General features: G+C 59.4%; 19 protein-coding genes. 10 read left to right on the top strand and 9 right to left on the bottom strand.

From position 1 onward, the window contains the following. Positions 1-55: 55 nt before the first annotated feature. The gene (locus IV01_RS03435) at positions 56-250 is read right to left on the bottom strand and encodes a Flp family type IVb pilin (protein WP_032631103.1); all 195 of its coding nucleotides are present in this window, start codon (positions 248-250) and stop codon (positions 56-58) included. Positions 251-551: 301 nt separating this feature from the next. Here IV01_RS03435 and cpaB point away from each other — a divergent pair, with 301 nt between their 5' ends. The 8 genes from cpaB (at position 552) to IV01_RS03475 (ending at position 8,168) form a co-directional block, all read left to right on the top strand. Beyond that, positions 552-1,538 carry a Flp pilus assembly protein CpaB gene (gene cpaB / locus IV01_RS03440; RefSeq protein ID WP_032631102.1) on the top strand — a complete coding sequence of 329 codons (987 nt, stop codon included), beginning with the start codon at positions 552-554 and terminating at the stop codon, positions 1,536-1,538. Positions 1,539-1,558: 20 nt separating this feature from the next. Beyond that, on the top strand, positions 1,559-2,848 hold the full coding sequence (locus tag IV01_RS03445; RefSeq protein ID WP_032631101.1) for a type II and III secretion system protein family protein: 1,290 nt from the start codon (positions 1,559-1,561) through the stop codon (positions 2,846-2,848). After that, a complete protein-coding gene (locus IV01_RS03450; RefSeq protein ID WP_032631100.1) occupies positions 2,845-4,035 on the top strand; it encodes a pilus assembly protein in 1,191 nt (396 codons plus the stop codon). Before IV01_RS03445 ends, IV01_RS03450 begins: the two co-directional genes overlap by 4 nt. Further along, the gene (locus IV01_RS03455) at positions 4,035-5,291 is read left to right on the top strand and encodes a CpaF family protein (RefSeq protein WP_032631098.1); all 1,257 of its coding nucleotides are present in this window, start codon (positions 4,035-4,037) and stop codon (positions 5,289-5,291) included. Before IV01_RS03450 ends, IV01_RS03455 begins: the two co-directional genes overlap by 1 nt. Positions 5,292-5,306: 15 nt before the next feature. After that, complete coding sequence (locus IV01_RS03460; protein ID WP_032631097.1) at positions 5,307-6,191, top strand: type II secretion system F family protein; 885 nt, start codon at positions 5,307-5,309, stop codon at positions 6,189-6,191. 1 nt (position 6,192) lies between these two features. Then, positions 6,193-7,077 (top strand): type II secretion system F family protein, encoded by an 885-nt coding sequence (locus tag IV01_RS03465; protein ID WP_032631095.1) that lies wholly within the window; start codon positions 6,193-6,195, stop codon positions 7,075-7,077. 150 nt (positions 7,078-7,227) lie between these two features. After that, positions 7,228-7,908, top strand: a complete 681-nt coding sequence (locus tag IV01_RS03470; protein WP_032631094.1) for a tetratricopeptide repeat protein — start codon at positions 7,228-7,230, stop codon at positions 7,906-7,908. Then, positions 7,905-8,168, top strand: a complete 264-nt coding sequence (locus IV01_RS03475) for a DUF3613 domain-containing protein (RefSeq protein ID WP_032631092.1) — start codon at positions 7,905-7,907, stop codon at positions 8,166-8,168. Before IV01_RS03470 ends, IV01_RS03475 begins: the two co-directional genes overlap by 4 nt. A 147-nt stretch (positions 8,169-8,315) precedes the next feature. Here IV01_RS03475 and IV01_RS03480 read toward each other — a convergent pair whose 3' ends face one another. Continuing rightward, complete coding sequence (locus tag IV01_RS03480; protein ID WP_229636161.1) at positions 8,316-9,032, bottom strand: response regulator transcription factor; 717 nt, start codon at positions 9,030-9,032, stop codon at positions 8,316-8,318. Between the two features lie 189 nt (positions 9,033-9,221). Beyond that, positions 9,222-9,698, bottom strand: a complete 477-nt coding sequence (locus IV01_RS03485; RefSeq protein ID WP_032631090.1) for a prepilin peptidase — start codon at positions 9,696-9,698, stop codon at positions 9,222-9,224. 72 nt (positions 9,699-9,770) lie between these two features. Here IV01_RS03485 and IV01_RS03490 point away from each other — a divergent pair, with 72 nt between their 5' ends. Together IV01_RS03490 and IV01_RS03495 are read left to right on the top strand one after the other, a co-directional pair. Next, positions 9,771-10,229 (top strand): TadE/TadG family type IV pilus assembly protein, encoded by a 459-nt coding sequence (locus tag IV01_RS03490; RefSeq protein ID WP_032631088.1) that lies wholly within the window; start codon positions 9,771-9,773, stop codon positions 10,227-10,229. Then, complete coding sequence (locus IV01_RS03495; RefSeq protein ID WP_032631087.1) at positions 10,219-12,984, top strand: ATP-binding protein; 2,766 nt, start codon at positions 10,219-10,221, stop codon at positions 12,982-12,984. Before IV01_RS03490 ends, IV01_RS03495 begins: the two co-directional genes overlap by 11 nt. Positions 12,985-13,136: 152 nt before the next feature. Here IV01_RS03495 and IV01_RS03500 read toward each other — a convergent pair whose 3' ends face one another. From IV01_RS03500 to IV01_RS03525, 6 genes are all read right to left on the bottom strand, one after another. Beyond that, entirely contained in the window at positions 13,137-15,188 is a 2,052-nt protein-coding gene (locus tag IV01_RS03500; protein ID WP_032631085.1) for a pilus assembly protein TadG-related protein, read from the bottom strand. A 416-nt stretch (positions 15,189-15,604) separates the two neighbouring features. After that, the gene (locus tag IV01_RS03505) at positions 15,605-16,168 is read right to left on the bottom strand and encodes a DUF4136 domain-containing protein (protein ID WP_032631084.1); all 564 of its coding nucleotides are present in this window, start codon (positions 16,166-16,168) and stop codon (positions 15,605-15,607) included. Between the two features lie 18 nt (positions 16,169-16,186). Further along, on the bottom strand, positions 16,187-16,819 hold the full coding sequence (locus IV01_RS03510; protein ID WP_032631083.1) for a DUF4136 domain-containing protein: 633 nt from the start codon (positions 16,817-16,819) through the stop codon (positions 16,187-16,189). A gap of 47 nt (positions 16,820-16,866) precedes the next feature. Continuing rightward, complete coding sequence (locus IV01_RS03515; protein WP_032631081.1) at positions 16,867-17,616, bottom strand: methyltransferase domain-containing protein; 750 nt, start codon at positions 17,614-17,616, stop codon at positions 16,867-16,869. Then, a complete protein-coding gene (locus IV01_RS03520) occupies positions 17,613-17,918 on the bottom strand; it encodes a nucleotide pyrophosphohydrolase (RefSeq protein ID WP_032631080.1) in 306 nt (101 codons plus the stop codon). Before IV01_RS03520 ends, IV01_RS03515 begins: the two co-directional genes overlap by 4 nt. A gap of 148 nt (positions 17,919-18,066) precedes the next feature. Further along, entirely contained in the window at positions 18,067-19,314 is a 1,248-nt protein-coding gene (locus IV01_RS03525; RefSeq protein ID WP_032631078.1) for a TIGR03862 family flavoprotein, read from the bottom strand. Between the last annotated feature and the right edge of the window lie 168 nt (positions 19,315-19,482).

The following is a 19,482-nucleotide window of genomic DNA, read 5'->3' as shown; positions in this document are numbered from 1 at the left end:
CGCAGGCATCCGTGTGATTGTCGCAAAGTCCGTATACAGAGAGTGAATTCAAGTTTCAGGTCGGCTTGGTACCATCAAGCTTTTCTGTGATCAGGTCGAATTTTGCCTTCACAGCATCACCGATTGGCTCGATGAAGGCAGCCGCCACGATTGCAACCATGGCCGCGATAATCACGTACTCAATCGCCGAAGCACCGTCTTTATTTTTAATCAGGCGCTTGGCGCCGGCATTGATTTTGGTTAGGAACATCTGACTTCTCCTGGCGCCTTGTGACGCGGGTAATGCAGGTCGTGCATAAACAATCCATCGCACTGACAGCATTGCGCCCCTCACCCAAACCCACAACAGTATCTAAGTATTAACCGCAAAGTTATATATCGCTGTTTCCACTTCGGCCGACACAATCCCTGCATGAAATTGTCGTAGGACGATGGCGCTTTTCGAGAGCTACGCTACTTTCAATAACGTGTCGATAGATGTTCATAACTACCTGATTGCGAAGTTTTCTTTGGGCTTGGAGTTGTAGCGCAATGGTGAAGTGGGGGCGTTTATGAGCAGTCGTCTAACCATGGTTCTGGCGGTGTTTTTTTTACTTGGCGCGGTGGTCGCGGGCTACTGGGGTTTGGCTGTCACTCGGCAGCCAGCACCTGCGCCTGCAGCAGTGCCAGCGCCGATTTCACAAGCGCCCATTGCGCCTGCCGTAACACCGCCGCCAACTGAAGATCCTCTGCGCAAACCGGTGGTGATCGTCCTGCGCGACGTACCACCGTATGTGGCGCTCAAGGCCGAGGATCTGGTCGTCGAACGCCTCAGAGTTGCACCGGCTGGCAGCTTCAGCGCTATTGATGATGTGGTGGGCCGCAGCACTTGGCAGACCTTGCGTGCCGGCAGTTGGCTCAGCGAAAGCAGTTTCGAGTCCGGCGGGGCGCTGGCGCGGATGATTCGCCCCGATGAACGGGCGTTGGCCCTGAGTGTTGATGAAGTGATCGGTGCGGCTGGTCAGCTCAGCCCTGGCGATTACGTCGACGTGCTGCTTTATCTGCCCCAGGACGCGTTGAATGCCGACCGCTCCAGCCAGACCGCAGTGCCCGCGTTGCGGGTGCTGAGCGTAGGCGAAATACTCGGCCCGACTCTGGATGGTAAAGCTGCACAGAACCTGACCGCCGAGCAGCGTCTGGCCCAGGAGCAGCGCCGCGCGACGGCCCGCACCGTGGTGGTGGCGGTGCCGCAAGTGTTGCTGAGCCGACTGATGCTGGCTACCCAGAGCGGCGTGTTGCGCCTGGCGGTGCGCAGTGCCGAGGAAAAAAATCTCGAGCAGTACTGGGCCAGCGAAAACACCGGCAAAGGCGAGGCTATTGCTGTGCGCCTGGACACCACTCGCCGCGATCTTTTGCAATTTTCCCAATTGAGCCTCGGTGCTCCACCGCGCACGCAAAGCAACCCGCAAGCACCTCGCGGACCGCGCCCGGTGGAAGTGATTCGCGGGGCGCAGATCTCTCAGCAGGCTGCGCAGCAGGTTACGCAACAAACCCCCTGATTTGAGCAAGGATGCAGTGCATGAGCAGTACTTACGTGCCGATTCTGAAACCTGTTTTCTGGGCGCTTGCTTTGACAATAGGCAGCGTCGAGTCTGCCTCGGCCGCAGCCAATAATTGCGCGGCGCTGGCCGCATTGCCGGGGGTGCTGGAAGTCGATCAAGGCATGCAGCAGGACATTCGCTCGTCAGTAGCGATCACTCGGGTTGCTGTCGGCGATCCGAAAATTGCCGATGTGTTTGTCGCTGGCAATGACGGATTTCTGCTCACCGGCGTCGGGCCCGGCACCACCAGCCTGATGGTCTGGACCGCGTGTTCGGCGTCACCCCGGCAAAGCATGGTGTTCGTCCGTGGCCGGGCCACGGCGGCGATGACTGACAAGGTCATGTTGGCGGGTGGGGAAGTGTTGCCCAGCCAGGTTCAAACCGATATTCGCTTCGTCGAAGTCAACCGCACCAAGCTCAAGGAAGCCAGCACGTCGATCTTCGGCAAGGGCTCGAACAACTTTCTGTTTGGCGGGCCAGGGACTGTGCCTGGCTTGGGTGTCACGCCAGGCATCGTGCCCTCAGTGACAGACGCCACGGCGGGCAGCATCGGCCGGATTTACCCCGCCAAACCCGTGATTCCGCTGAACAACGACAGCTTCAATATCGTCTGGGGCGGCGGCAGCAGCAAAGTGTTAGGCATGCTCAATGCCATGGAAAGCAGCGGCTTCGCGTACACCCTGGCGCGTCCAAGCCTGGTGGCGTTGAATGGCCAGAGCGCGAGTTTTCTGGCCGGCGGCGAGTTTCCCGTGCCGGTGCCCAATGGTGAGGGCAACGGTATTTCCATCGAGTACAAGGAGTTCGGTGTGCGCCTGACCGTGACACCCACGGTGGTGGGCCGTGATCGCATCCTGCTCAAGGTTGCGCCGGAAGTCAGCGAGCTGGATTACAGCGCTGGCGTTACGATCGCCGGGACCACAGTGCCCGCCCTGAACGTGCGGCGCACCGACACCAGTATCTCCCTGGCCGACGGTGAAAGCTTTGTGATCAGCGGCCTGATCCGGACCCGCAACTCTTCCTCTGTGGATAAGTTTCCGGGCCTGGGAGACATCCCCGTGCTGGGCGCGTTGTTTCGCAACTCCACCATTGACCGTGAGGAAAGCGAGCTGTTGATGATCGTCACTCCGCATCTGGTGCAGCCACTGGCGGTCAATGCCCAATTGCCTGCCTTGCCGGGCGAGCAACTGCGCAACTACGACCCGAGTTTCCTGCGGATGTACTTCCTGGAAAACGGCAATTTCGACAAGCGCAGCGGGTTGTCGCAATGAGCCAGAGCCTGAGCCAGACGTTTCTGGCAATTACCAGAACCCCCACCGACCTGGAATGGCTGCAAGGTGCGCTGGCACCTCTGGGCCAAGTGGTCAGCGCGGGCTCTGGCAGTCTTGATGATTTGCTGGCGCTGGTGGACGTAACCTTCGCCAGCGTAGTGTTCGTCGGCCTGGATCGTGAGCATTTGATGGCGCAGAGTGCTTTGATCGAAGGCGCGCTGGAAGCCAAGCCGATGCTTGCCATCGTCGCCCTCGGTGACGGCATGGATAACCAGCTGGTGCTTAACGCCATGCGCGCCGGTGCCCGGGATTTCGTGGCTTACGGTTCACGTTCCAGCGAAGTGGCGGGCTTGGTGCGGCGCTTGACCAAACGCCTGCCACCGGTGGCGCAAAACCCGAATATCGGCGGCCTGTCGATGCTCTACGGCGCTCAATGTGATGGTGACGGCGCGTTGATTTCCAGCCATCTGGCGCTGGTGGTGCAGAAGACCGGGCAGCGCACGTTGTTGCTGGATCTGGGCTTGCCTCGGGGTGACAGCCTGTCGCTGCTCGGCCTGGAATCCTCCTTCAGTTTTGGTGATGCCTTGCGCCATTTACGCAGGCTTGATGCAACGCTCATCGACAGCGCGTTTACCACCCACGCCGGCGGCCTGCGCATCCTGGCGTATACCGAGGCGGACGACCGGCTGGAGCAGTCCAGCGCGGCTGAGCTGTACATGTTGCTCAGCTCGTTGCGTCAGCACTTCCAGCATGTGGTGGTCAATCTGGTGGGGCAGCCCGACAGCGAGGCACTGCGCACGCTGGTCATCCATTGCGATCAACTGCTGTGGTACACAGATCAGAGCGTACTGGAGTGCCGGCGCAATCTGGCGACGCTGAATCTCTGGCGCAGCAAGGGCATGAAACTGCAGCATGCGGGCTTGCTCATCGACCGCTACCTTAAAACCGTCGCGCCCAATTCCGAGACCCTGGAAAAGACTTTCGATATGTCGGCACGGGCGGTGCTGCCCTTCAGTCCGGAGCTGCGCCTGAATGCCAAAAATCAGGGCGTGCCGCTGTTCGAACTGTCGCCCCGTGAGTCGCTGTGCGCCGGTTTGCGCAATTTGGGCGAGAAGCTGGCGCGGCATTCCGCCGGGGCGGAAAAACCCAGTGAGAGCTGGTTCAGTCGGCTACGAGGGAGCAGATAATGCCGGAGAAACTGTTTGGTGTTGCCTCCCGCAACCAGCCTGATGGCAGCGATCCCCAAGGGCTGAAACTGGTGCTGCATCGCTACATCATTGATGCCATCGAAGACAGCGGCCGCAATCTGCTGGAAGGCGCGCGGCAAGTTCTCGCGCAATTCGTCACCGATAAAGTCGCCGAGTACATCGGCCGGCTGCGGCTGGCGATTTCCCGCTATGAAATGGAGCGTCTGGCCGAAGAGCTGGTGGATGAACTGACCGGTTTCGGGCCATTGGAAGTGCTGCTGCGCGACAGCTCAGTGACGGAAATTCTGGTCAATGGCCCGAACAAAGTCTTCGTCGAGCGCGATGGCGTGCTGCACCACACGGATTTGCGTTTCATTGATTCGCATCATGTCGAGCGGGTGATGCAGCGCATTCTTGCGCCCCTCGGGCGGCGGCTGGACGAGTCATCGCCCATGGTCGATGCGCGCCTGCCCGACGGCAGCCGGGTCAACGCGATCATCCCGCCCATTGCGCTGGACGGGCCCTGTCTGTCGATCCGAAAATTCCGCAAGGACATGCTCAAAAGCGCAGACCTGGTGGCGATGCAGACCATCGATCAATCGATTTTCGATTTCTTTGAAGAGGCGGTGGGCAAGCGCTGCAACATTCTGGTCAGCGGCGGCACCGGCACAGGTAAAACCACGTTGCTCAACGTGCTGAGCCAGTTGATCAGCCCGCACCAACGGCTGGTCACCATCGAAGACGTAGCGGAACTGCAACTGAGCCACCCCCATGTGGTGCGTCTGGAAACCCGGCCGCCTAACGCTGAAGGGCATGGTGAAGTTCGAGCCAGCGACCTGATTCGCAACGCCCTGCGAATGCGACCGGACCGGATCATCCTCGGCGAAATTCGGGGTGTTGAAGTGCTCGATGTACTGACTGCCATGAACACCGGCCACGACGGTTCCATGAGTACGGTGCACGCCAACAATGCTCAGGATGCCTTGCTGCGTCTGGAGACGCTGGTGGGCCTGACGGGTCGTTCGATTGCCGAGAAAACCTTGCGGCAGATGATCTGCGCGGCGCTGGATGTGGTGATTCAGCTGACACGTCTCCCGGACGGTCGGCGCTGTGTCAGTGAGGTGGTGGAGGTGGTGGGTATTCGTGACGACGTCTATGTCACCAACACCCTGTTTCGCCTCGATCGACGCAGCGGTTACGGCTTCCTGCGCGAAGCGGTCAACCCGGCTGGCGACAAGCTGCGTGCCCACTACTGAGCCAGGGAGAGCGCCATGAATGCGGGATTGCTGTTGGGTCTGGTTTTCCTTCTGTTTCTGGGGGCGGCGATCTATCTGTTCCGGCTTGCCCTGAACCGCAGTGCCAGCGAAAAAATCATGCTGCGCCTGGCCGAGGGGCAGCCGGAAGTGGAGACGCGAAAGCCTGGCTTGGAGCGCGTGAATCGGGCGTTCTTGCGCGCTGGCCTCAATTTGCCCACCAAAGGCTTGTCTATCGGAGTATTGATCTGGGCGCTGTTTATCGTGATTGGCCTGTTGACGGACAGCATGCCCGGGATTGTGCTTGGGGTATTGGGCCCGCCGCTGGCACTGCGCATGTTCATCAGTTGGCGCTATCGCAAGCGGGTGGCGCGGATGATTGAACAACTGCCGCAGATGCTGGATCACACCGTGCGCAGCCTCAAGTCCGGTCGCACCTTGTCCGATGCTGTCCTGAACGGCATCGAGGCCTCCAACCAGCCCCTCAAGGGCGGCATGAGCCGTATCCAGCGCAACGTGCAGCTGGGGGTAAGTCTGCCCGAGGCCACCCGGGATTTTGCCGAGCTTTATGAACGCGACGAGTTTCGCCTGTTTGCCATGGGCTTGAAGGTCAACCATCGTTACGGCGGCAATGCCAGCGAACTGCTGGAAAACCTGATTCGGCTGATCCGCGAGCGCGAGCAGGCCGTGCGTCAACTTAAGGCCATGACCGGCGAGACCCGCATGACCGCCGTGGTGCTGGCGCTGTTGCCCGTGGGCATGGCGGGCTACTTTCTGCTGACAAACCCGAATTATCTGATGCATATGTGGCACGACGACAGCGGCCAGATGATGCTGATGGTGGCTTTCACCATGCAACTGCTGGGTTGCCTTGCGCTATGGCGCATGTTGCGGAGCATTTGAGATGGCCTTGATCCTGAGTGCGTTGATGCTGATCGCGGCTGCCGTTCTGCTAGTTGCCAATCTGGCCAGGCAGCGCCGCAACGAGCGTCAGGTGGTGCAGCGTCTGCAAGGGCATATGGTTCGCGAGAGCCGCATCGGCAGTTGGCTGCGCTTGCTGGGCGACACACCGTTGGGGCGGCGTACGGTCAGCCTGGATAACGAGACTCAGGTGTTGCTCAACCGCATCGGCTGGCGTCGGGCAAGCAAGCGCTCGTTGTATGCCGCGTGCCAGATCGGTGTGCCCGCGGCGGCACTTGGGATAACGATCCTTGTGCAGCTTTTGTTTTTCCCAGATGTCGAGCATCCGCTGGTTGCTCCTTTGTTCGCGTTGGGTCTGGGCTACCTGTTGCCCAAGCGCCTGCTGGCCATCGCCGCCCAGCGTCGACAGAAGCAGATCGCGGTGGAGATCTCCACCTTCATCCCGTTGCTGCGCATCCTCTTTGAGTCCGGCCTGGCAGTGGAGCAGTCATTGCGCGTGCTCAGCAACGAGGGCAAGGAACTGCTGCCAGTGCTCTCTTCGGAACTCAACCTGATTCTGACGCGGGTCGATTCCGGACTCGAACTCGGTGAAGAGTTGGGCAAGACCGCGGTGATGCTGTCGGTGGACGAATTCAGCGACACCTGCGTGATCCTCAATCAACTGATTCACCAGGGCGGGGGCGCGATGAAGTCATTGCTGTCGCTCAAGCAACTGATCGACGACCGTCGCCTGACGCGCTTGCAGGAGTACATCTCCAAGCTGTCGGCGAAAATGTCGGTGGTGATGATGGTGTTTCTGTTTCCGGCGTTGCTGATTGTGCTGGCAGGGCCTGGTTTTACCGCGATCAGCCGGGCGTTGGGGTCGTGAAATCGACACAGGTGTATTTCCTGTGGGAGCGGTGCTTGCCCGCGATAAGGTCCACGCGATCTAAAGTGAATCGCATCCAACCTTATCGCGGGCAAGCACCGCTCCCACAGGGAATGGATTTGCCATTCAAGGTTTTGGAAGGATAAAACAATGAAAACCCTCATCGCTGCACTGGCCCTTGCACTGCTGACCGGATGCGCCAGCGATGGCAGTGCACCGTGGTTATTGCCGTTGAACACCGGCGTATGTCCCAAGCCTGACTCCGACCAGCAGCTGTCGCTGAATCTGGCTCAGGACATGGCTGACGAAGGCCGCCTGCACGCCAGCCTGGCTCACCTCGAAAGCTTGCCGGACAGCCTGGGCGAGGTGCGTTTACGCAAGGCTCGGGTCTTGCGTCTGTTGGGCAGTAACGAAGCCGAGCCCTTGTATCGCAGTCTGCTTGGTACTTGCCGCGCTGCCGAAGGCGAACATGGTCTGGGGCAATTGGCAGCCGCTCGGGGTGACCATGCCAAGGCGCAGGAGCATCTGCTGGCGGCAGTCAAACTGGCGCCGACCGACGAAAAAATCCGCAATGACCTGGGGGTGGTTTACCTCAATCAGCTGAAGCTCGATCAGGCCCGATTCCAGTTTCTGACCGCCATGGAACTCAAGCAGTCCGACCCGCTGGCGGCGATGAATCTGGTGACCTTGCTGATCTATCAGGACAACTGGAAACAGGCGGCGCAGCTGGTCACCCGCGCCGGGCTTTCGCCTTCGCAAGTCGGCGAAGCCCAAATCAGGGCACAGCAATTGAAACAGCCGTCGCATACTCAGGAGAGGAGCCCGACATGAAGCGTAAAGTCGTATTTATCGCCTTGCTCAGCCTGGCCGCAAACGCCTGGGCCATCGACTCCGGTCCCTCATCGAAGCAACAGCAGCAGACCGAAACCTGGTTGCAGTTACAACCCAGCGCCAAGGCGGCGTCGCCCATTCCGCAAACCGCTACGCCAGCAGAGCGCGACCTCAGTTTGCAGCGATGGTTGAACAGCTACAGCCATGAGATTCCGGAGTTTTTTGAGCAGGAAAAGGGTGGGAAGATTTCGGATAAATGAAGTTTGAAGATGCGGGCTTATTCACCTGTGGGAGCGGTGCTTGCCCGCGATAGGGACGCCGCGATTTTAAATTAAATCGCGTCCAGCCTTATCGCGGGCAAGCCACGCTCCCACAAGTGCTGTATTCACAGGCGTCAGGCATACCCGCTAATTAGCCCCCACCCGCTGCCGATTGGGCGACAGCGCCAGAGCCAGTTGCGTACGGTTATGCATATGGGTCAGGCGCAAGACTTGCGATACGTAGAGCTTGACCGTGTTTTCGGTAATGCCCAGTTCGCAGCCAATCTGATAGTTGGTCTGGCCTTTGGCGACCAGTCGAGCCACATCTTGCTGACGTGGCGAGAGCGGGGCGAATAGTGCGCAGGTGTCCAGCTCGGCATCGACGTTCCCGGCCTCGGCTGAATCCAGAAGCGGCGAACGTTGCACCCGATCCAGATCCTGATACAGGTCATCGATGGACGCCGCGAGAAATTGCAGCTTTTCGTTGAGATTGCCCAATTGCTGATAGTTCTTCTGCCGCTCCTGCAGCGCCGCTTCCTGGCGCTGAATGCCTTCGAGCACGTCTTCGAGGTTGATCGGCTTCTGGTAGTAATCGGCAATGCCGGCACGTAATGCCTTGATCACGTCCTGCTTCTCGGCGCGGCCAGTCAACATGATGGCCTCGAACACCCGACGCTTGCCGGCAATCTGTTTCATGGCCTCGACCAGTTCGATGCCATTGAGCTCTGGCATGTCCAGGTCACACAGCACGATTCCAATGGCAGGATCAGTGCGAAACTGCTCAAGGGCGTCTCTGCTGGAATAGCAAGGCACACACTTGTAACCGCTGCTCTCTAGATACTCAGCGAGTTCTTCAACAATCATGGGTTGATCATCAACCACGAGTACTTTTATAGCCGACTGCTTGATCACGCGGAACTCCCTTCGTGCGAGATACACTGACTTTAATTGTATTCACCTCATCCATACGACAGTTCGTAGAGGCGATTTTTGCATGACTCAACTATTAACCTAGCCCTACTTTCTCACTATGTACATAGTATTAACCGTAGTTTAAGACGGGTGAAAAGCCAGCAGAGTCATTAGAAAACCGGCCAACAGAAAAGGTGCGAATGGGTGTTTATTTGTCTCTCTCACATTCGTATGGATGTCAGGTTGCGTAAGTCCTTGATTGTTAGGGGTGAAGAATTTTTGACGGATAAAAAACCATAACAGTATCGCCACGCCAGCCCCGATGAACGTACCCAGCAAAAATAGACGATCGGTCGCCAGCGCCAGCGCTGCCAGCAACTTGAGGTCGCCTGCGCCCAGCTTGCCCAGCAGATAACCTGGCAAGGTCAGCAGCAAAGAGAGCAGTAACGCCACTCCACCTTCAGAGGCGGCAGCACCCAGCCAGGTTTCTCCAGTCATCAATAAATACATCAACGCCAATACAATGGCGCCGATGGTTAATACGTTGGAAATCTGTCGCTGGCGGGCATCTTGAATCGCACACATTGCCAGCCAGGCAATCAAGGTGATTAATTCCATGTTTAAAAAACATCCTGTCTTGCGTAATGTATCTATGCTGTTTAAGGAAGCACTGTCAGGGTTGACGTCGACATGCACAACGTTAAGCGAACTCCAGGTGGCCGGAAACAAAAGGGTGCTGCAGCCATTGAGTTTGCGGCGGTCTTTGTTATCTTTTTTGGCGTCTTCTATGCATTGGTCAGTTATAGCCTGCCGTTGCTGATGATGCAGTCTTTTAATGCGGCTACCAGTGAAGCGGTGCGTCGCAGCGTGGCCCTGAGCCCCACCATCAATAATTACAGCAGCCTGATCGTCAGTCAGGCTCAAGGCGTGCTGACCCAACAACTGGACTGGATGCCCGCGACCCTGGCCCAGGACGTAAAGCAGTTCACCTACGTTACCTACACTGCTGGTGTGCTCAAGGCGAGCATTGCCTACCCGAAAGAAAACCTGCATCAAATCCTGCCCGTATTGAGCCTGCCCGTCATCGGTGAGATACCTCGCCTGCCGACCTACCTTTCTGCTGAAGCGAGCCTTCAACTTGTCCCTTGATAAAACCCTTCTGAGTCGTTGGTTGGGGCGCACTGAAGCACCCGTTGCTCCCGCAGGACACCCGTCATCCCTGGAACCTGAACCCATCGGGGCTGGCTGGTATCTGCTGTTGAGCGAAGAAGGCCGAGTCCTGAATATCAGCGCTTCGCTGCTGCTGCGTCTGGGGTTGATCGAGGCCAATGTCAGTAATCAGCGATTGATCAGTCTACTGCTGCCCAATAGCGCCCTGGTGGTAGAAGGCGAGCCGCAAGACTGGCAAGGCCACATGCTGGATCTGGATTTCAATGCCGGGGAAGGTCATACCTTGCATGCCCGCGGCTGGGTGCAGGCCCGGGGCGAAAACTGGCTGTTGCAGTTGCTCGACATCAGCGACCTGATGGAGGAGGCCAGCGCCGCGCGTACCCGGCAGCAGTGCCTGCGCATGGCCGGACAGGTCGCCGAAAGGATTCGCGTCTGCAGTGCTGATCGCCTGCTGGAAGTGGTGGTCGAGCAGCTTCAGGAACTGGCGCAACTGTGGCACGTGCCGTGTCTGGCGCTGGCCTTGCCGGACAGCAGTGGGGCGGGCTGGCGCGTTTACGCTCGTTACAGCGCCCACAGTGCCCCGGAACTGTGGCAGACCGGCCAGCGGCTGGGCACGGGTCTCGATCGGCTCGACGCCAGTATCGCGCATCAACTGGACTTCACTTCCAACGAGGAGCTGGTTGCCTTGCAAGGTCCGTTCGGCAATGCCGATGGCTTTGCCCTGCCACACAGTCGCGACGGGGTGCCCAAAGCGTGGCTGCTATTCGGTTTCTATCGCGCCTGGCAACAGGCGCCGGATCTGAGCGAGCGCGAGTGGCTCAATCTCAGTTCAGCGCTGGCCGGACCGGTGTTGTTCAGGCTGTCGGACCAAAGCAATCGGCACCACGTCGAACGGCTGTCGGTGCTACAGGATTTGCTTGGCACTGGCTGGTGGGAGTTTCTGCCAGCCAGCGATGAAATGCTCCTTGCCCCACAACTGGCGCGCACGCTTCAGGCCAGAGAATGCATGTCGAGGCTGGACTGGCTGAGCCTGATCCACCCGGCAGACCGTCAAGAATTGTCCAGCCGTCTGGCGCAGCTGCGCGACACCGACACCTCGATGCTGTTTTGCGTGCGTCTGCAGCAGCCCGATGCGGCGCAGGAAACCGTCTGGTTCCGGATTCAGGGCCAAACCGTGGGCACAGGTCAGACGCGCCGGGTGTTGGGCTTCATGCTGGATGTCAGTGATATCAAAAACCAGGAAACCGAAGCCGCCGTCGCCCACGCGCGGCTGGATAACCTGATCGCCAGCTCCCCGGCGGTGATTTATGTGCAGCGCTACGATCAGGGCAATCTCGAACCGACTTTCTTCAGCGACAGTTTGCGGCCGCTGCTGGGCTGGACCCTTGAGGACTGTGTCGGCGGTAAGCTCAGCGAATACATTCATCCGGATGATCGCGAGATCTGGTTCGAACGCACCCGGCATTTACTGCGCGAAGGTTTCGTCAGTCGTCGTTATCGCCTGCGCGACAAGGGCGGGGTTTATCACTGGTTGCTCGATGAGGCCAAGCTTTTACGTGACGATCTGGGCATCCCGCTGGAAGTGGTGGGCTTGTGGCTGGACGTGACGGACGCCACTCTGGCCACCGAGCGGGTGCGCGAAAGCGAGGAGCGTTACCGGATTCTGGTGGAGGATTCGCCAGCGATGATTTGTCGCTACACGCCAGACCTGATCCTGAGCTTCGGCAACCGGCCGCTGGCCAGCTACATGGAGTGCACGCCCGAGCAGTTGGTGGGGGTGAATCTGGGTGACTGGATGTCCGAGGAGCAGCGCGAAGCCTTTGTACAGCGCATCGGCACGCTGACCCCAGAAGCGCCGATGAGCAATGCGGAAATCTGTCTTGAACTGCCGGGCCGTGAATTCGCCTGGTGGGTCTGGGCAGACCGTGGCGTGTTCAACGAGCAGGGCAAGTTGATTGAAGTTCAGGCGGTGGGCCGCGACAACACTGACGTGCGCCGCTCGCGTATGCAGCTCAATCAGAGCGCGAAGATGGCTACCCTGGGGGAAATGGCGACAGGCCTGGCCCATGAGATCAATCAGCCGCTCAACGTCATGCGTATGGCGGTGGTCAACGTGCTCAAGCGACTGGGTAACGGCGAGGCGGATATCGAATACCTCACGGAAAAACTCAAGCGCATCGACACTCAGGTCCAGCGAGCCGCAAGGACCGTGGACCACATGCGGGTTTTCGGTCGCAGGTCCGAGGTCGAGGAGCGATTGTTTGACCCCATGCAGGCGGTGGAAGGCACCTTGTCGATGCTTAGCGAAGGCATGAAGGGCAAGGGCGTGGACATTCGTGTGGGCGAGATGAGCATCACCGGGCAAGTCATGGGCCACGTCGATCAACTGGAACAGGTCCTGATCAACCTGATGGTCAACGCCCGCGACGCGCTGTTGTCACGCAAGGAAAAGGACCGCGAGTTGCAACCCTGGATCAGCGTTACCGCAGAGCAGGATGAGCGGCACATTGTACTGTCCGTGCAAGACAACGGCGGCGGCATCGATCCGCGTCTGTTGGAGCGCATCTTCGAACCCTTCTTTACTACCAAGGAAATCGGCGTCGGCACCGGCCTGGGCTTGTCGGTGAGCTACGGCATCGTCGACCAGATGGGCGGGCAACTGAGTGTCAGCAATGTCGATGAAGGTGCCCGGTTTGTGATTACGTTACCGATCGGGGGAGCGTCGTCGTCCTGACACCCCGGGACCCTGTAGGAGCGCGCTTGCCCGCGATAGCGTCAGGTCAGGCAACAGACTTTTTGCTGACACACCGCATCGCGGGCAAGCGCGCTCCTACTGCAAAAGCATTCCAATCCTGACAGCTATTTATGGTTGAAGAGGACGCAGGCTTAGATCACCAGTGTGGCCTGGCCGAAGTTGCAACTCAGGTTGCTGCCGACGTCGGCTGGCGCGAGTGTGACGCCCAGTGCAGCGAGGAGCGGGTCAACGACGGTAGACAGCAATTGCTTGAGAACGCCGTCGACGATGCCATCCAGCTCGGCGAGAACAGCGCTCAGCAGCGAGGCCGCGCCGGTTATTACATTGCCCAGAATCGTCGGGGTCACAGCCTTGTAAACATCCACTTTCACTCCGGAGACCACCCCGTCAAGCAGCGTGCTGGGTAGCCTGGATGCTGCGCCTGCTTCGTAATGTGGTGTCTCCCCGATCTCTGGGAGGTTGGGTGCCCTGACCGTGATGCTGGTCGAGGACAGGCTGCCCAGAGGCGATTTGTCCACGGTATTGAAACTGATCCCGACTCCTCCACCGCCAAAATTAATGGGGGTCGAACAATTGCCCAGGATGCCGAGGATTTGTGTGCAGGTCTGGGTAGTGATGTTGACTACCGGAATGGGCTTGGCAACGATGGCTGCTGGGTCGGTGCTGGCGGGGAACGCTGCAGCCTCGTCGATCAGTCCGAGTTTCGCGCTGACCAGCGCCGTATGGGTGTTAAACGTCAGGCTCTTATCGGTATTACTGTTGCAGCTGTAGCCGGTGACGTAACTTTCCGCGCTGGACAGCGACAGGCTCAGGTCTATGCGCGGGCCAGCGTTGCTGGGGCTGGAGGTGTTGAGCAGGCGGAAATCCGTCACCATGCAACTTGCCCCCAACAGGCATGTAGCGCTGCTGAGCAGACCCTTGATATCCAGGCCCAAAGCGCTGTTGAGGACTGGCGTCAGGCTGCCCACCAGAGACGTGACTTTGTTGAGTAACGGCAAGGTTGCACCTGAACCCAGTACCGGCAGGTCCACCGACACCAGCGCACGCATTTGGGCGGTGCGCACATAGATTCTGTTCGGATCGTTCTGGACAGGGACCGCGGGGTTGATTTTGCTCGGGTCGCCGATAGCTGAAAGCTGTGGTGGCTCGATGACTTTGGTTTCGATCTTGAGGTTCAACAGTCCGGGCAGACCAACCTGCGCGGTGGCTGCGATGCCATTTTGTTTGTTGGCCAGTTGCGCCAGGCTCTGTATCACGTCCAACAGACCGAGGTCCGCCTTGAAGGCCGCCACGTCGGTTCCGCTCTGGATACTGATCAGCTTGCCCAGCGACAATAGGGTTTTCCCTGCTGCGGCCGCCAATACTTGTTGGTCGGCAAGGGTGATCCGGCTGTCGAGCGTGCCGCTGGTTTGCAGAACGTTGAGCATCACCTGAATCAACTTGTCGGCGGCGACATGGGTGGCGAGTACTTCGTCATAGCCCACTGCTGTGAGGTTGAGTTCGGTCTTGAGCTTGTCTAGGTAGTCGAGCAGGTTGAGCCTGGTATTGGCGATGCCATTCCAGCTGACGGCTGAGAGATTCAGGTTGCCGCCCAGCATTGAGCCGATCACTGCGTTGAGCAGGGGGGCGGTCGTCGAGTTAATGACGAGGGCGGCACTGCGAATCGACAGCGATGCCAGTGGTGGTTCGGCTGCCGCCACCGCCGTGGCGCTCAACTGAACATCCACTGGCATGGGTGACGAATCGAACATCGCGCCAATACCTGCGGCGATGCTGCGGGGTACGGTATGGCTGGCCGTGACTTGAATGGCCTCGGTCTTGCTGGAATCTGCGGTGAAGATTCTGCGACTGTTGGAGTCAAGGGCAAGGGAGCCGCAATGGGTGGCAAGGGTGCGACCCTCGGTGCCTGGGGTGAATCCGTTGCGTATCGCGCTTTGGCTGGCGTAGGTCGTGGCCTGCCTGTCGATGCCCGTGGCGACGAGACAATTACCCTTGCGACTGGCCGCCTCCAGCGCCGCGACATCCGCGACCCGTTGCAGTGAGCGTTTTTCCAGAAACAGGCGTCCGCTGTCGACCACTACCAACATGCACAACGCCGCAAGCGCCAGGGTAATCGCCGCCAGCAAACCAATGGCACCACACTGCCGTCCGCGATCGCAGACATACCTGTTCAGGGGAGACATCAAGCACTCCTTTGGCCACAACCATCGCTAACTCACCCTCAGTGAAGGGGAGTGTAGTCAAGGCTTGGGGAGTGCGCCTTTCTGTCGGAGCCCGTGGGCGGCATTCCGACTTGCCCGCGATAAGAACGCCTCAGTTTGTCTGATAGACCGCGTCGCCAGTATCGCGGGCAAGCACCGCTCCCACAGGGGTTAGGTGACTTTCTGTTGGAGCGAGGCTTGCCCGCGATAAGGTCGCCTGGGTTTGTCTGATAGACCGCGTCGCCAGTATCGCGGGCAAGCACCGCTCCCACAGGGGTTAGGCGGACTTTCTGTTGGAGCGAGGCTTGCCCGCGAAGCAGGCGGTGGGGTCTATCTGACACGCCGCGTTATCGTTCTTCGCGGGCAAGCCCGGCTCCAACAGACGATCGCGATTGGACTCAACGCGGCGGATACTGCTCGAGGATTTTCGTCACGGTCTGGCGGATGAGGTTTTCACGCTCGGCGGGGTTGGCGCTGCTCTGGCTGAGGATCTGCTCGGTGCTGCCGCGCCAGATCAGTTTGCCGTCCTTGCCGTCGAACAGGTCGATCTGCAAGGTGGTGACCTTGTAATCCACGCTGCGGGTTTCACTGCTGACCGGGCCGCCCCAGTAGCCATATCCGCCCCAAGGACCCCAACCGCCGCCATAGTTGGTGCTGACCAATTGCTGGCGGTTTTCCACGATGAGCCAGGCTTGCACGTTGACATCGGCACGGGCTCCCGCTGGCGCGTGTCGCAGGCCGCGCTGGTCCAGTTGATCACTCACCGACTGGCGGATGCGCTGCTCGGTAAGATCGCTCTTGATCCGCGGATCGTCAGGCTGGTATTGCATGGCCGGCTCTTTCCAGGCCCAGCTGCGATAACCGCCGAAGTCGCGTTGAGCATCGAAATCACGGCTGACCTGGTTGGTCTGGCAGGCGCCGAGCATCAGCAACATGGACAACATAGCAAGACGGCGGAACATGGCAGTTCTCCGGAAATATTAGGAAGGAGGATACGCGGTCAACGCTTTTTGCACAGCCTGTCGCAGGGCCTTGGCGCGCGCTGATTGATCGCCGTCGCTGCGGGTCTCGGCGCTGGCGCTCCACACGGGTTGACCGCTGCGGGCGTCGAACAGGCTGATGTTGATTACCACCACTTGCTCTTGATAAGTCCGCACGATGGGTACTGTTGCATAGCCGCCATAGCGATAGCCGTCGTAGTAAGGGCCACGGCCATAGCCCAGGCCGGCACCACCGTAATACGGGTCGTAATAGTCGTCGCGGACCTGGCGTAGCCGGGTTTCCAGACGGGTTTCGGCGGTCACGGCCAGATCCGCTGCCTGGGCTGTTCGGGCAGGGCGCAGGCCGCGCTGGTCAAGGCCATTGCTGACTGCTTCAGCAATCTGTGCCGAATCAGCCCAGGCCGACCCGCCCGGCAGCCGACCATTGAGCCAGCTCCAGTTGCGATAGCGTCCGTAGTCACGGGGCGCGGCGGGGTAGGCGCTCATGTCGATGCCCATATTGGCTTCGGCAGGAGCAGGTGGTATCGGCCTGGAGCTGGCTTGATAAGGGTTGTCGCTCTGGCAGGCCGCGAGACCCAGGCAGAGCATTAACACAGCGATGCGGTGTTGCATGATGACCTCCGCCAATGGCTTTAGAGGACAGATAAACGTTGAGTCGGTCAGATCGGCCGGCAAACCCAATGCAAGTAGCGTCCCAGCCCTGCGTAGGCAGGATGCCGACGATGGGCCAGTTCCATCTCCAGCAGATCCTCCAGTTTGACCTTGGCCTGGAATTCCACCGGCATATAGTCGTGAAACACGCGGACACCACTCTGGGTTTCGACCCGCCACAGGCCCTCAAGTTGCGCCGCCAGCTCCCGGGGATCCAGTGGTTCCTGAGGTGTCAGGCTTTGCTTCTCGCCGGCCATATCGTTTTTGCGCATCTTGCGGAAGTGACCTTTGAGCAGGTTGCGGTAGATCAGCGCATCGCGGTTGTAGAACGCCAGAGACAGCCAACCATCGGCCTTGGTCAGCTTGTGCAGCACCGGCAGGATCGTATGCGGTTCTGCCAGCCACTCCAGCACTGCATGGCAGATCACCAGATCATAAGGCTCATGAAGTTGCTCTGGCAGGTCCTGCCAGGGCGCCTGGATGAAGATAGCAGTCTGTCCGGCTTCGGCGAAGCGCTGACGAGCGCCGTCAAGCATGGGGGCGGCCGGTTCAGCCAGAGTGACATCATGGCCACGCTCAGCCAGCCACAGCGACATGTGCCCCAGGCCTGCGCCAATATCCAGCACCCGCAACGGCCGCTCGGGCAGGGCTTCCGTCAGGTCAGCCTGCAACACCGCAAGACGAATCGCACCTTTGGCCCCGCCGTAGATTTTTTCCGCGAAGCGCGTGGCCAGTTGGTCGAAATGACGATCACTCATTTGGCGAACCTGCGTTCACTGTCCGCCAGCTTGCTGCGTACCACGGTGTCCATGTCGATCCCCAGCTCGCTGCACATCAGCAGCAGATACAGAATGATGTCGCCCACTTCCTGCCCGGCATGGGCCAGCTTTTCGGGGGGTAACTGACGGGATTGATCTTCAGTGAGCCATTGAAATATCTCGACCAGTTCGGACATTTCCACGCTGGCCGCCATCGCCAGGTTCTTCGGGCTATGAAACTGCTGCCAGTCGTTTTGATCGCGGATGCGATGCAGGCGTTGGGTGAGTTCTTCGAGGTTCATGGGGTCATCCTGAAGTCGGGGCCTGTGAGATCAATTGTGGAAGCGACCGGGGTGGCGTTCCACCTTGCTCGCGAAGGTGCCGGTACATGCTGAACATTTTCTGAGGTTTGAAATACGCCTTCGCGAGCAAGCTCGCTCTCATGATGAGTCAAGCCAGCGCTTGTAATTTCAGCCATTGCACCACTCCAAGCCCCGCCGCCCGCCCGCTGGCGAAACAGGCCGTCAGCAGGTAACCACCGGTGGGCGCTTCCCAGTCGAGCATTTCTCCTGCGCAGAATACGCCGGGCAATTGCTTGAGCATCAGGCGCTCGTCCATGGCGGCGAAGGTTACACCGCCTGCCGTGCTGATCGCTTCGTCCAGTGGTCGTGTTTTGACCAATTGCAGCGGCAGGGCTTTCAAGGCCTGGCTCAGCAGGGCTGGATCGTCGAAAGCCTCACGTGGAGCGAGTTCACGCAACAGGGCGGCTTTAACCCCATCAACGCCCAATTGACTGTGTAAATGCTTCGACATCGAGCGTGAACCACGGGGTTTGGCCAATGCTTTCTGTATCGCACTGACGGTCTTGCCAGGCAGCAGATTAATCAGGACGGTCGATACACCATCCTGATTGATTTGTTCGCGGATCTGCGCCGATAAAGCGTAGATCAGGCTGCCTTCTACACCGGTTTCAGTGACGACACATTCGCCCAGCCGCGGTGTCTGGCCGGGCAGGCCCATGCCGATATTCTTCAACGGCGCACCGGCGAACTTACTGCGCAACAAGTCGCTCCATTGCGTCACTTCGAAGCCGCAATTGGAGGCTTGCAGCGGGGCAACGTCAATATCGCGCTCCTCCAGCCACGGTTGCCAGGCACCATCGGAGCCCAGTCGCGACCAGCTGGCACCGCCCAGCGCAAACAAGACGGCGTCGGCTTTGACGGTGGTTTCGCCTTCGGGGTGGGCGATACGCAAGTTGTTTTCGGCATCCCAACCCAGCCAGCGATGGCGGGTATGGATCGTCACGCCCGCGTCGCGCAAACGCTTGAGCCAGGCGCGCAACAGCGGAGCGGCCTTCATGTCTTTGGGGAAAACCCGTCCGGAGCTACCGATGAAGGTTTCGATCCCCAGGCCGTGGATCCACTCGCACAGGGCGTCAGCATCAAAGCTGCGCAGCAGCGGCGCGATTTCGGGGGCGCGTTCGGCATAGCGGGCCAGAAACGCCGGATAAGGCTCGGAATGAGTGATATTCATGCCACCGACCCCGGCCAGCAGAAACTTGCGCCCCACCGAAGGCATGCCGTCATACAGATCGACTTTGATCCCGGCCTGACTCAGCACCTCAGCCGCCATCAACCCGGCAGGGCCACCGCCGATGATGGCGACGCGTGGAGGAGTAGGGGTTTTGGTATCGGTCATGGGGAGATGAATATCTTTGCGGTCGGGTGGCGCATTCTAACCGAGATTTCTCCTCGGGCTTTTGCTGTGTCTGAACATGCGCCTTCGCGAATGAATTCGCTCCCACAAGGACGTGAAGTGCGCCCCAAAAGTTGGACACCCGTCCAACCTCTGGGGTGTTTTTCATGA

Origin of the sequence: Pseudomonas syringae (genome assembly GCF_000737245.1) — a bacterium.
Lineage (GTDB): Bacteria > Pseudomonadota > Gammaproteobacteria > Pseudomonadales > Pseudomonadaceae > Aquipseudomonas > Aquipseudomonas syringae_J.
This window is presented reverse-complemented; position numbering and strand designations above follow the sequence as displayed.

Coding starts and splice junctions, on each gene's coding strand:
- IV01_RS03445 (WP_032631101.1), top strand. CDS start 1,559: ATGAGCAGTACTTACGTGCCGATTCTGAAACCTGTTTTCTGGGCGCTT.
- IV01_RS03510 (WP_032631083.1), bottom strand. CDS start 16,819: ATGCAACACCGCATCGCTGTGTTAATGCTCTGCCTGGGTCTCGCGGCC.
- IV01_RS03500 (WP_032631085.1), bottom strand. CDS start 15,188: ATGTCTCCCCTGAACAGGTATGTCTGCGATCGCGGACGGCAGTGTGGT.
- IV01_RS03475 (WP_032631092.1), top strand. CDS start 7,905: ATGAAGCGTAAAGTCGTATTTATCGCCTTGCTCAGCCTGGCCGCAAAC.
- IV01_RS03515 (WP_032631081.1), bottom strand. CDS start 17,616: ATGAGTGATCGTCATTTCGACCAACTGGCCACGCGCTTCGCGGAAAAA.
- IV01_RS03490 (WP_032631088.1), top strand. CDS start 9,771: ATGCACAACGTTAAGCGAACTCCAGGTGGCCGGAAACAAAAGGGTGCT.
- IV01_RS03455 (WP_032631098.1), top strand. CDS start 4,035: ATGCCGGAGAAACTGTTTGGTGTTGCCTCCCGCAACCAGCCTGATGGC.
- IV01_RS03520 (WP_032631080.1), bottom strand. CDS start 17,918: ATGAACCTCGAAGAACTCACCCAACGCCTGCATCGCATCCGCGATCAA.
- IV01_RS03470 (WP_032631094.1), top strand. CDS start 7,228: ATGAAAACCCTCATCGCTGCACTGGCCCTTGCACTGCTGACCGGATGC.
- IV01_RS03505 (WP_032631084.1), bottom strand. CDS start 16,168: ATGTTCCGCCGTCTTGCTATGTTGTCCATGTTGCTGATGCTCGGCGCC.
- IV01_RS03435 (WP_032631103.1), bottom strand. CDS start 250: ATGTTCCTAACCAAAATCAATGCCGGCGCCAAGCGCCTGATTAAAAAT.
- IV01_RS03460 (WP_032631097.1), top strand. CDS start 5,307: ATGAATGCGGGATTGCTGTTGGGTCTGGTTTTCCTTCTGTTTCTGGGG.
- IV01_RS03525 (WP_032631078.1), bottom strand. CDS start 19,314: ATGACCGATACCAAAACCCCTACTCCTCCACGCGTCGCCATCATCGGC.
- IV01_RS03465 (WP_032631095.1), top strand. CDS start 6,193: ATGGCCTTGATCCTGAGTGCGTTGATGCTGATCGCGGCTGCCGTTCTG.
- IV01_RS03450 (WP_032631100.1), top strand. CDS start 2,845: ATGAGCCAGAGCCTGAGCCAGACGTTTCTGGCAATTACCAGAACCCCC.
- IV01_RS03480 (WP_229636161.1), bottom strand. CDS start 9,032: ATGATTGTTGAAGAACTCGCTGAGTATCTAGAGAGCAGCGGTTACAAG.
- cpaB (WP_032631102.1), top strand. CDS start 552: ATGAGCAGTCGTCTAACCATGGTTCTGGCGGTGTTTTTTTTACTTGGC.
- IV01_RS03485 (WP_032631090.1), bottom strand. CDS start 9,698: ATGGAATTAATCACCTTGATTGCCTGGCTGGCAATGTGTGCGATTCAA.